The organism is Nocardiopsis endophytica (assembly GCF_027706725.1).
Taxonomy (GTDB): Bacteria; Actinomycetota; Actinomycetes; order Streptosporangiales; family Streptosporangiaceae; genus Nocardiopsis_A; species Nocardiopsis_A endophytica.
On sequence record NZ_JAQFWQ010000164.1, the window covers coordinates 1 to 12,472 of the forward strand.

General features: G+C 76.3%; 4 protein-coding genes. All 4 read right to left on the bottom strand.

The window, feature by feature from the left end; genetic code table 11:
• Positions 1-484: 484 nt before the first annotated feature.
• The 4 genes from O4J56_RS30650 to O4J56_RS30665 all read right to left on the bottom strand — a co-directional run bounded on the left by O4J56_RS30650 (position 485) and on the right by O4J56_RS30665 (position 12,287).
• Positions 485-1,759: an MFS transporter gene (locus tag O4J56_RS30650; RefSeq protein WP_408639198.1), complete on the bottom strand. Its 1,275-nt coding sequence runs from the start codon at positions 1,757-1,759 to the stop codon at positions 485-487.
• 342 nt (positions 1,760-2,101) lie between these two features.
• Positions 2,102-2,728, bottom strand: coding sequence for a GNAT family N-acetyltransferase (locus tag O4J56_RS30655; RefSeq protein WP_270690633.1), 627 nt, complete (start codon positions 2,726-2,728; stop codon positions 2,102-2,104).
• Between the two features lie 334 nt (positions 2,729-3,062).
• The gene (locus O4J56_RS30660) at positions 3,063-4,049 is read right to left on the bottom strand and encodes an ABC transporter substrate-binding protein (RefSeq protein ID WP_270690634.1); all 987 of its coding nucleotides are present in this window, start codon (positions 4,047-4,049) and stop codon (positions 3,063-3,065) included.
• 69 nt (positions 4,050-4,118) lie between these two features.
• Positions 4,119-12,287, bottom strand: a complete 8,169-nt coding sequence (locus tag O4J56_RS30665) for a non-ribosomal peptide synthetase (RefSeq protein WP_270690635.1) — start codon at positions 12,285-12,287, stop codon at positions 4,119-4,121.
• Positions 12,288-12,472: the final 185 nt, after the last annotated feature.

Sequence of the window (12,472 nt, forward strand, 5' to 3'; positions counted from 1 at the left end):
TAAAACCGGCCTGGTAGGGGCGTTTTTCCCGAGATCAACGAGGAGCGGCACCGGGCCGATGGCCGCCATGAGCGCGGGCGGGCACGCGCCTCCGGTACCGCCTTGCCGCCCGGACCGCGAGGGGCCCACCGCCCGGCAGGCAGCGCCGGGGAACCACCCGGCTGTCGCCGTCGCCGCCCTCCACGCCGACCACGCACACGCCGCATGCCCGACAGCGCTGCCGTACGGGCCGCTGACCTTCGTCGTCGCCGCCCTCCACCCCACACCCCGACGGCCCTCCGCCCGGCCAGGACCCTCAAGCGGGGGACCTGCTGTTCCGTCAGCGCCCCGCCCCGCGCCCGGGGCGACGCTCGGGTGGAAGAAACCGCCGCCATCAATATTCTTTCTCGGCGAAATATCCACGACCATTCGCAGGTCGGGTACCGGATATGAAGCGGAATCGGCAGGCCTCTCCGCCGACCTGACGGATTCCCTCTTCGGTCGGCTATGCGGAGGAATCCGGGAACGGTTCGCCGCCGCGCCCTTCTTGACGCCCGCCTTGACGCCCGCCGTCCTCCCTCATGCCGCGCAGGCCCGGTTCCGCCGCGGCGGTGGCCGCGACCACCGCCGTGCACGCCGATCCCGCCGCCACCAAGGCCGTGGCCGGGCCCAGCAGGCCCGCCAGGGCTCCCATCAGCGATACGCCCAGCGACCCGCCCACCGTGGCCTGGGCCAGCCACACGCCGCTCACCCTCCCCCTCAGCTCGTCGGGGGTGCGGGACTGGACGAGGGCGTAGCGCAGGATCTCCTCCAGCGCCTGGCCGCAGCCCAGCAGGAGGAGGGCCGCCAGCGCCAGTGGCACCGACCTGCTCAGACCCAGGCAGGCCACCGCCGCGCCGCACAGCCCCACCGCTGCGCACACGACCGCCCCCGGGCGCGGGACGCGCCCGGTCCACCCGCTGGTGAGCGAGGCCGCGATGGCCCCTGCCGCCGGTGCCGCGTAGAGCAGCCCCGCCTCCTGGGCCCCGGCACCCAGCACCGTGTCGGTGAACTCGGGGATCAGTACCAGCGGCATGGCCAGCAGGGCCTGGGAGAACCCCAGGACCATGAGCGGCCGCACCACGGGGTCGCGCACCGCGAACAGGGCGCCGCCGAGGGCCCGGCCGACGCCGCCTCCGGTGTCCTCCCCCTGTTCGGGGCGGGCGGACGGGAGGAACAGCGAGGCGACGATGGCGGCCAGGGCGATCACCGCGGTGCCCGCGAATCCGGCGCCCACGCCGAACGCGGCCACCACCAGGCCGCCCACGGCGGGCGTCACCACCGCCCCGACCTGCGCGGTCAGCGCGAACAGGGCTCCAGCGGCGGGAAGGCGCGACGGCCCGACGAGCGCCGGGACCATGGACTGCTGGGCGATGAGGCCGGTCGTCCCCACGCACCCGCTGACCGCCGCCCCGAGGTAGATCAACTCCAGCCGGGCACCGCCACGAAGGGCGGTGTTCGCCGCGAAGAGGGTGACCACGACCGCCTCGGCGACGGCGCCGGCCAGCACCAGGCGGCGCCGGTCGACCCGGTCGGCGAGTGGGCCGCCGACCAGCGTCCCCGTGAAGCTGGACAGCCCGTTGACGACGCTGACGCTGGCGACGAGCACGGAGGAGCCGGTCAGCGCGTACACCTGCAGGGGGAGGGCCACCATCCGGTAGCCGCCGCCGAGGAGGGAGACCAGGCGGACCGCGAAGAGGACCCGGAACCCGCCCGGAGCGCGGAGAGGGCTCAGGTCCATCGCGAAGGAGGAGGGGTTCACCGGCGGCCCCCGGTCAGGGGCGCGGTCCGGACCCCGGAGCGCCATCCGGTCCGAACGCCCGGCGCCGGGGCCGACGTGCGGCAGTGCCCGTTCACGGGTCGCCGCCGCGGCCGGCCCTCTGGCCGGTGCCCGGCTCGCGCCCTGACGGAGGGCCCAGACGACGCCCCACCGCGGCGGGACACCTCTGCGGGGAGGCGGTGGACGCGGAGCGCGCTCCTCACCGACGGTGCCCGTGTGCGGGAGTTCCGGGCCTGGAGACGGGGGCACTCCCCCGGGGGCGCCGACTCACCCCTTAGTCGTGACCAGCCCACCGGGCGCGCACTACCGCTCCCCATGGTCCCCTTCGGGACGGTCGGCGAAGAACAGGGCCGCCTTCTTGTGCGGCAGGTCGACCTCGCCCTCGAAGCGTAGGCCCGCCCGTTCAGCCGCCTTGCGCGCCGCCGTGTTCGCGGCGTCGGGCTCGATGAGCAGCCTCCGGCAGTCCGCGTCAGCGGCGAAGACCGCCTCGGCCACCGCCGTGAAGACCCGCGCACCCAGCCCGCGGCCGGTGTCCTCCCGCTCCCCGATGGCGATGTGCAGGCCGACGTCGTGCGGCTCGGCGCGGTAGCACTCCCCCACCACGTCGCGGGCCGCCCGGTACAGCTCGATGTAGGCGACGTCGCGCCCGTCCTCGGACACCAGCACGGGGCGGGAGAACGTCCCCGAGCTCTGCCCGGCGATCTCCTCGGCCCAGCGCTCCCTGGTCCACGCCCGCTCGAAGAAGCGCTCGACGTGCGGCCGGTTCATCCACGCGTGCAGCTTCTCCAGGTCCTCCCCCGCCGGGCGGGCGACGCGCAGGGCGAAGGGGCCGGCCGACGCGGGGACGGGCGGCGGCCCGGCGGCGAGGGCGTCGGGGCCCACCGGGATCTCCCGCGGTGAGCGCCAGGGGGTTCGGGTGCTGTCGGGCACCGTCAGGTCACCTCCGTTGTCAGGCGCGACGGCTCGCCGCGCGCGTGCGCCCGCCCCGGCATCCTTCGCGGGGGTGCCGGGGCGGGCGCCGGTCGTTGGACCGGCCCCGGTTCGGTCCATCCGGTGGCGGGGCCTCCGCGCCCTGCCGCCATGGCCTCCGGGGTGGTGCCGGTCCGCGCCTCCTTCTCTCGTCCTCTGTTCCGCCTCCGTGCGGCCTCGCGGCCGCATGCCGCGCAGTCGATCGGGGGGAACGCAGCAGCGGCCGACGACGGCCGGCGCCGCTCCCGCCCCGGGCGGACGGCCCCGGGGGGACTCGGCAGGTCCCCCGTCCGGCTCACAGCTGCTTGAGCACCCGCTCCTCCAGCTCATCGAAGACGAGCAGGCCGGTGGTGTAGCTCATGGCGCCCACGAACGGCACCGGGTAGACGCGGTCCTCCTTCGCCGGGGTCGTCTCGTCCCACGGCCCCTGGTCCATGATCTTCTGGACCTCGGCCTCCGGGTCGCCGTTCTCCTCGGCGCGCACGATGACCGCGTCGTAGTCGTTCAGCCGGTCCAGCTCCTCCGGAGACAGGTTCTCGCTGAAGGCGCCGTCCCCGGCCTCCTCGGTGAACTCCAGCCCTGCGTCGGCGAGCACGTTCGGACCGTGCGCCTCGCGGTGCTCCAGCACCCAGCCGCCGTCGCCCCAGGCGGCGACCGACGCGAAGGTCGTCCCGTCCAGCTCGTCGGCGTAGGTCTGCGACAGCTCCTCTGCACGGGCGTCGTACTCGTCGATCAGCTCGGCGTGGGCGTCGGCCACCCCGGCCGCGTCGGCGATGCGCCCGCTGGTCTCCTTCCACTGGACCGGCGCGTCCATGGCCGCGACCGCGACCGGGGCGACCTGCTCCAGCTCGGCGTAGTCGAAGTCCATCGCCGAGGCGAGCCCGGACACGATCAGGTCCGGCTCCAGTTCGGCGACCTTCTCCACGTCGATCTCCAGGTCGGTGCCGACCGACGGCAGGGATTCGACCCTCTCCAGCTCGTCCGGGGTGAGGCTGGTGTCCTGGGTGCCGCGGGAGACGCCCACCAGGTCCGCCTCGTCCACCGAGATCAGTACGGGGACCGCCCACCCGATGGCGACGACGCGCTCGGGCGACTCGGGGATGTCCACCTCGCCGCCGGTGTGGTCGCTCTCGAAGGCGCGCGTGGCGGTGTCCGGGCCGTCGGCCGCGTCCGTGCCGCTTCCGCAGGCGGCGGGCGCCAGGGCGAGGACCGCGGCGGCGGCACCGGTGGCCAGGCGCCTGGCCGGGGACAGGGGATGTGCGGTTGCGGCGCGTCCCTCCATGGTTCTCCTGCTCCGTTCTGAAGTCATGAGGTTCGCCTAAATTTTGATAGGCGAGGCTTACCTTAATGGTCAGTGGTCCGTCCGCAATGCCGGAGGCGGGCCCGATCCGCGATCGTGACCTTCCTCCGGTGCAGCGGCCCCGGCCCGGCCGAGCCCGTCGCTCAGGGCCCGGCCGACCGCCTCCAGCCCGTCGCCGTCGAGCATCCGCAGGTGGGGGGCGGGCACCTCGGCCGTCTCCAGCGGACCAGCGGCGAACCCCTTCCACGCGTCGACCGCCCCGGTCGGGGTGTCCTCGGCGGTGAGCAGCAGGACCGGACCGGAGTACCGCGGGGCCCACGGATCGGGATCGGCCCGGAGCAGCCGGGCGGCGAGCCGGTGGTTGGCGGCGAGCGGGTCGTCCGCGTCGGCGGCGTCGCTTCCGGGGTCGGCCGCGGGCCCGCCGTCGGCACCCCGGGGCCCCGCCGCCCCCGGAAGCGGGGCGTCCAGCAGGGCCACCAGCCCGACCTTCTCGCCCTCCGCCTCCAGCAGGCCCGCCATCGCGTAGGCCACCGCCCCGCCGAACGACCATCCGGCCAGGTGGTAGGGCCCCGACGGGCGCACCGCGCGGACCCGTTCCACATAGGCGCGGGCCAGCTCCTCCACCGACCCGGGCCGTCCGCCGCCCGCCGCCGTCGCCAGGTCCGGCGACTCGATCCCGAAGAGCGGCCGCTCCGGCGGCAGGTGGTCGCGCAGCCCGGCGAAGGGCAGCGCCATCCCGCCCGAGGGGTGGACGCAGAACAGCGGGTCCTCCCCCGCTCCCGCGCGCAGCGCGACCACGCCCCGCGGGGCGCCGTCGCGCCCCCGCAGGAACTCGGCCAGGGAGGCCGGGGTCGGGTGGGCGAACAGGTCCGACACCGCGGGCGCCTGCCCGGTCTCCGCCGCGATCCGCGAGCGCAGCCGTACCAGCAGCATCGAGTGCCCGCCGGCGGCGAAGAAGTCGTCGTCGGCGCCGATCCCCTCGGCCCCCAGCACTTCGGAGAAGAGCGCGCACATCACGGCCTCGGCGCCGTCCCGGGGCGGGCGGCCCGGAGCAGGGGCCGCGGCGGCGTCGGGCACCGGCAGGGCGTCCCGGTCGAGCTTGCCGTGCGCGGTCAGCGGGAGCGCGTCCAGCGCCACGTAGGCCGCCGGGAGCATGTAGTCGGGCAGCCGCTCGGCCAGGTGCGCCCGCAGCCCGCTCGCCTCCGGGGCACCGCCGCCGGGGGCGGGCACGACGTAGGCGGCGATGCGCCGGTCGCCCTTGACCGGCTCCCACGTGTCGACGGCGGCCGCCGCGACGCGGTCGTGCGCCTCCAGCGCGGCGGCGATCTCCCCCAGCTCGATGCGGAACCCCCGCACCTTGACCTGCCCGTCGGAGCGGCCGATGTAGTCCACCGACCCGTCCGGCAGGCGCCGCGCCAGGTCGCCGGTGCGGTACATGCGCGCGCCCGGCGCGCCGGACGGGTCGGCGACGAACCGCTCCGCGCTGGTGCCGGGGCGGCCCAGGTAGCCGCGGGCCACACCGGCCCCGGCCAGGTACAGCTCCCCGACCACGCCCGGCGGGACCGGGCGCAGCCGCGCGTCCAGCACGTAGGCGCGGGTGTTGGCGGTGGGGTGCCCGATCACCGGCCGCTCGCCGTCGGCCAGCCGCGCCGACAGCGCGTCCACCGTCGCCTCGGTGGGCCCGTAGAGGTTGTGCACCTCGGTGCCGGGGAGGGTGCGCAGCCGCGCCCACAGGGTCCGCGGCACCGCCTCCCCGCCGACGCCCATGGTGAGCGGGTGGGCGCGGGAGCCGTCCTCGCCGGGGCGGTCGAGCCCGGCGGCCAGGAGCTGCACCGCGTGCGAGGGCGCGGTCTCGACGAAGTCGATCCGTTCGGCGCGCAGCCGCCGCACCAGCAGTTCGGGGTCGTGCATCTCCTCCTCGGTGGCGATGTGCAGGGCGTGGCCGTCCAGCAGCCAGAGCTGCGGCTGCCAGGAGGCGTCGAAGGCGAACGACCAGGAGTGGGCGACGCGCAGCCGGTCGCGGCCGGCGCGGCGGCGGGTGGGCCGGTAGAGGGTCTCGCGGTGGCTGGCGAACAGGTTGGCGATGCTGCGGTGCTCGACCTGCACGCCCTTGGGGCGCCCGGTGGAGCCGGAGGTGTAGATGGTGTAGGCGGCGCAGGCGGGGGTGAGCGGAGCCGTCCGGTCGGCGTCGGTGGGGGCGGTGTCCGGGCGGCCGGACGCCGTGTCCGGGCGCAGGACGAGCAGCCGGGTCGGGCGGCCGCGCCCGGCGGGGGCGGACCGATCGCTTTCGGGGGCCGAGGGGCCGCCGTCGGTACTCTCCGGGTGCACGTCCGCCGCAGGTTCGGGGGCGGGGCCGTTGCCGACCGGCTCGTCGGCCGCAGCGCCGTCCGCGCCAGGTGCCGTGGCCGGGGCGGTCGCGTGCGTGTTCGGCGCCGACGGGCTGCCGCCTCCGTCGCTTCCGTTCCGCAGAACTGCGGCGGCGGCCCCTGTCACCGTACTGTTCCCTGCCGGGTGGGCGGGGGCGTCGCCGCCCGGCACCGCCTCCGTGAGTTGGGCCCCCTCTACGGAGGACGGGGCGTCCGCTCCCGTTCCGGGCCGTGGCGCCGGGCCGCCCTCGGCCTCCTCCAGCAGGCCGGACGCCCGCTCCTCCAGTTCAGGGGCGGTGATCAGGAGGGCCGGACCGGCGTCCTCCAGCATCCCGGCGATCCGGCCGTCCGGGTAGGCCGGGTCGATCGGCAGGTACGCCGCTCCGGACTTGAGGACGGCCAGGATCGCCGCGACCGTGTCGGCCGAGCGCGGAAGCAGGAGCGCCACGAGCCGCTCCGGCCCCGCACCGCGGGTGATGAGCTCGTGGGCCAGCCGGTTCGCGCGCGCGTTGAGCTCGCCGAAGGTCCACTCCTGACCGAAGCAGGACACCGCCGGCGCGTCGGGCCCGGACGCCGCCTGCCGCTCGAACAGCTCCGGCAGGGTCACCGGATCGGCGGGCACCGCGGGCCCGGACGCGGCCTCGGCCGCCGCCCGCTCCTCCTCCGGGGCCATCAGTCCGATCGCGCTCAGGGGCGTGTCCGGCGCCGAGGCGACCGCGTCCAGCAGCCGCTCCAGGCGGAGCAGCATGTTGCGGGCGGTGTCCGCGTCGAACAGGTCGGTGGAGTACACCAGGGTGCACTCCACCCCGCCGCCGCTCCCCGCCCCGGCACCGGCCCCCCGGTCGGCGAACTCGAAGGCGAGGTCGAACTTGGCCGCGTCGGCGCGCACCGGGTGCCGGGCCACCCGCAGCCCCTCCATCTCCGGCGGGGTCGGACCGCCGTTCTGGTAGGCCACCATCACCTGGAACAGGGGGTGGCGGCTCATCGACCGGGCGGGGTTGAGCAGCTCCACCAGCCGTTCGAAGGGGATGGAGTCGTGCTCGAACGCCTCCAGGTCGGTGTGGCGCACGCGGGTGAGCAGCTCGCGGAAGGCGGGGTCGCCGGAGGTGTCGGTGCGCAGCACCAGCGTGTTGACGAAGAAGCCGACCATCTCGTCCAGGGCGGCGTCGTCGCGCCCGGCGACGGGTGTGCCGAGGGGGACGTCGGTGCCCGCGCCCAGGCGGGTGAGCAGCGCCGCGACGGCGGCCTGCAGCACCATGAACACGCTGACGTCCGCCGAGCGCGCGAGCGTGCGCAGGCGTGCCTCCAGGTCGGCGCCGAGCAACGTGCCGACCGAATCGCCGGCGCCGCGCGCGGCGGCGGGGCGGGGCCGGTCGGTGGGCAGCGGCAGCTCCTCGGGCAGGCCGCTCAGCCGCTCGCGCCAATAGGCGGCCTGGCGGGCGGCCTCGCTGCCGGGGTCGTCGTCGGAGCCGAGGACGGCGCGCTGGTGGAGCCCGTGGTCGGCGTACCGGACGGGCAGCGGCGCCCAGGACGGGGCGTGCCCGGTGCGGCGGCGCTCGGTGTAGGCGCGGCCGAGGTCGCGCAGGAGGGGGCGGGCCGACCAGCCGTCCGCGGCGATGTGGTGGATGACCAGCAGCAGGACGTGGTCGTCGGGGCCGACGCGGAAGAGGCGGGCGCGCAGCGGCGGTTCGTCCTCCAGACGGAACCCGGCGGCGGCCTCGGCGCCGAGTGCCTCCTCCAGGCCGTCGGCGGCCACATCGGTGACGGGCAGGGCGGGCCTGCCCGCCTCGGGGGTGAGGATGCGCTGGTAGGGAACGCCGTCGTCCTCGGGGAAGACGGTGCGCAGCGTCTCGTGCCGGTCGGTGAGGTCGCCGAGGGCACCCGCGAGGGCGCCGGTGTCCAGGGCGCCGGTGAGGCGGGCGCAGAAGGGGATGTTGTAGGTGGCCGATGGGCCGTCCAGGCGGTGCAGGAACCACATGCGCTGCTGCGCGTAGGACAGGGGCGGGCGCTCGGGCAGCTCGGCGCGGCGGAGGGCGGGGCGGGCCCGTTCCCCGCCGAGGCGGCGTGCGAGCCCGGCGACGGTCGGCGCGTCGAAGACCGCCCGCAGGGGGACCTCGCGGCCCAGAGCGCCGCGGATGCGCGCCACCAGGCGGCCCGCGAGCAGGGAGTGGCCGCCCAGGGCGAAGAAGTCGTCGTCGATGCCGACCTCGGGCACCCCGAGGACGTCGGCGAAGAGGTCGCAGAGGAGCTGTTCGCCGGGGTCGCGGGCGGGGCGCCGCACGGCGAGCGCGGCGAAGTCGGGCGCGGGCAGGGCGGAGCGGTCCACCTTGCCGTTGGGCAGGACGGGGAGGGCGTCCATGGGGACGATCGCGGCCGGGACCATGGCGGGGGGCAGGAGCTCCGCGAGCCGCCGCCGAAGCACGGCCGGGTCGACGGCGGTCACACCGACACCGCTGGACACGGCGGCGCCGACGCGAGCGAGGGCGGCCCGGGCACCGGAAGACGCCAACGCTTCGGGCGGGGCGGGCTCCTCCGGCGCACTCGAATCGGTCACACCGCCAACGACACCGCCCCGGCCAGAACCCGCGACAACTGCGCGCCCGTCAGCGGAAGCGGACCCCGCCGCACCGGCGCCGGCAGGACCTCCCGCACCCGGCCACATGCCGCCGGGACTCGGGTCGGCGACCTCCCGGCCGTCAAGAACGGCCGCAGCACCTATGGCGGACGAGTCCCGAGCGCCGACAGGGCCAGGGCCGGGAGCGCCCGTGGCGGCGTCGCTATGGGAGACCGTCGTGTCCGCACCGATCGCGGCGTCGGCGGCGCCGTCATGACCGGAGCCCGCGCCGTCGGCGCCGTCTGGACGACCGTGCTGCGCGGCCTCGCCTTCGGCGGGCTCGAATCCCATGGAACCGGCGCGAGCGCCGACAGGCCCGACCGCCTCGGATTCCGACCCCTCCACACCCGCCGTCCACCCACGGGCATGCGCGTCGGAACCGTGTCGCGCGGAGTCGCCGCCTTCGCCGGGGTCGGCACCCTCATGAGCCGGGACGGCGTAGCCGACCAGCATCGGCGACCCCGTCTCGTCGTGGTGGACGGCCACCGCGGCGGCCGCGACCTCCGGAAGTGCCGCAAGCGCGGCCTCGGTCTCCTCCGGCTCCACCCGGAAGCCGCGGATCTTGACCTGGTTGTCGGTGCGGCCGAGGAACTCCAGCAGCCCGTCGGCGTTCCACCGCACCAGGTCGCCGGTGCGGTACATGCGGGCACCGGGCTCGGCGGCGTACGGGTCGGCGATGAACCTCCCGGCCGTCAGCCCAGGGCGGTTCAGGTAGCCGCGGGCCAGCACCCGCGCCCCGCCCGGCCCGGGATCCTCGGCCAGGTACAGCTCACCGGGGACCCCCGGCGGGACCGGGCGCAGGCCGCCGTCGAGCACCCGGGCGCGCACCCCCGGGTCGGGGCGGCCGATGGGCACCCGCTCGTCGGCGAAGCCGGGCGGGCACACCCCGATCGTCGCGTTGACGATGCCCTCCGTGGGCCCATAGCAGTTGAACATCGGCCCGCGGGCGGCGAACCGCCGCACCAGCGCGGGCGGGACCGCCTCGGTCCCGGCGAGCACGGTCATCCCCGGCGGCAGGTCGGTGCCCTCGGGCATCGCCGACAGCAGCGCCGGGGGGAGGGCGGCGTGCGTGACGGCGTGCCCGCGCAGGAAATCGGCCAGCGGCGGTCCGGGCACCCGCAGGTCGTCGGGGACCACCACCAGGCGGCCGCCGCCGAGCAGGCCGATGCACATCTCCCAGAACGCCACGTCGAACGCGGGCGACCCCACCTGGGTGATCACCGCGCCGGGTCCGGCGCCGATCCGCCGGGCGGCGGTGGCGGCGAGCTTGGCGATCCCGGCGTGCGGGACGACGACTCCTTTCGGCGTCCCGGTGGAGCCCGAGGTGTAGATGACGTAGGCGGCGTTCTCCGGGGCCAGCGGTGCGGCCCGGTCGGCGTCGGTCACCGGTTCCGGGGAGGCGCCGGCGACCTCGGCGGCGTCGCGGCCGTCGGGCACCAGCAGCGGCGCACCGGTCAGACCGCCGACCCGCCCGGCCAGGTCGTCGCAGGCCAGCACGCACACCGGGGCGGCGTCGCCGAGCATGGTGGCCCAGCGCTCGTCGGGGTGCGCCGGGTCCAGGGCCATGTAGGCCGAGCCGGAGGCCATGACCGCCGCCAGAGCGATGATCAGCTCGGGCGAGCGCGGCACGGCCACGGCGACCGTCCGCTCGGGACCGGCTCCCCGTGCGATGAGCGCCCGGGCGAGGCGGTTGGCCCGGTCCCGCACCTCGGCGGCGGTGAAGGCGGTGTCCTGGCCGTCGGAGTCCCGCCCCTCCAGCACGGCCGCGTCGGGGGCGGCCGCGACGCGCCGCTCGAACAGGTCGGGGAATGTGGCGGCGGGCTCCCCGACCGGGCCGCCGGAGGAGAGGGCCTCCAGGTGCTCCCGCTCGGCCGCGCCGGGCAGGGCCAGCCTTGCGACCGGGGCGTCGGGGTCGTCGGCGATGGCGCCGAGCAGCCCGGCCGTCCAGTCGCCGATCCGCTCGGCGAGGGAGGCCGGGACGCGGTCCGGGCGGTGCCCGAACTTCAGGCGCAGCCCGCCGTCGGGGGCGCCGCCGGGGATCGCGGCGGCCGACAGCGGGTAGTGGGTGGCGTCGGCGGCACCGCGCACGCGCGCGCTCAACCCTGGGACGTCCTGGGCCGGGTCGGCGCCCTCCAGCGGGTAGTTCTCGACGACCAGGAGGGTGTCGAACAGCTCGCCGCCGCCGGCCGCGGTCTGGATGTCGGCCAGGCCGAGGTGGTCGTGGTCCAGCAGCTGGGCCCGCTCGTCGCGCAGGCGGGTGAGCAGCCCGGCGGCGGTCTCGCCCGGACGCAGGGCCACACGCACCGGGACGGTGTTGATGAACAGGCCGATCATGGCGTCGGCGCCGTGGAGCTCGGGCGGTCGGCCGGAGACGGCGGTGCCGAAGACGACGTCGTCGCGGTCGAGCAGCCGCGCGAGGAGGAGGCCCCAGGCGGCCTGGAGGACGGTACTGGGGGTGACGCCGTGCGCCCGGGCCAGGGCCTCCACCCGCCGGGTCAGGTCGGCGGGCAGGTCGACGGTCACACCGCGCGGCGCGTCGTCGGCGGTCCCGTCGACGGTTCCGTCGGCGATCCCCTCGGCTCCGGTACCGGCGCCCTGGGCCCGGCGTTCGGCCTGCGCCGCCTCGGTGACCCGGGTGGGACCGGGCACCCCCGCGAGCGCCTCGGCCCAGGCCTTCTCCGCGGCGACCGTGTCGCGGGAGGCGAGCCAGGCCAGGTAGTGGCGGTAGGGGGCGGGCTTGGGGAGGGACGCGGCGCCGTCGGCGGCGTAGATGCGCATCAGGTCGCGCACCAGCAGCGGCAGGGACCACCCGTCGAGGAGGATGTGGTGGTGCGTCAGGACCAGGACGTGCCGGTCGGGGCCGGTGCGGGCGAGCACGAACCGGATGAGCGGCGGCTTCGCGGGGTCGAATCGGGCCGCCCGTTCGGCCTCCAGGAGGTCCGGGAGGGCGTCCTCGGTGGTCTCGGTGTGCCGCCAGGAGGCGGGCACGTACTTGCCGACGAGGGCCGCGGGCTGCCCGTTGCGGCGGCGGCGGAACGCCGACCGCAGGTGCGGGTGGCGCACCAGCAGCGCGTCGGCGGCCCGGTGCAGCCGCTCGGCGTCGAGTGGGCCGTCGAGGTCGAGGGCGACCTGCACGTTGTAAGCGTCGGCGGCGCCGTCGCCGAGCCCGCTGTGGAACAGCAGCCCCTCCTGGAGGGGGGTCAGCGGGAGGATGTCCTCCAGCCCGGATGCGCTGCTCACTCGTGTCCGCCTTTCTGAAGCGTGCGTCGTGCAGGGTCCGCGTGGGCGGACCGGAGGTCCTCGGTGGATCGGATCACCGAGTGGCCTCGGAGGGATCTCCGGGCATCGGGCGAGGTGGAAACACCACATGACCGCTCCGGCGGTGGCCGGACCGCCACACTCAATCCCTGACCCCGACACCTTCC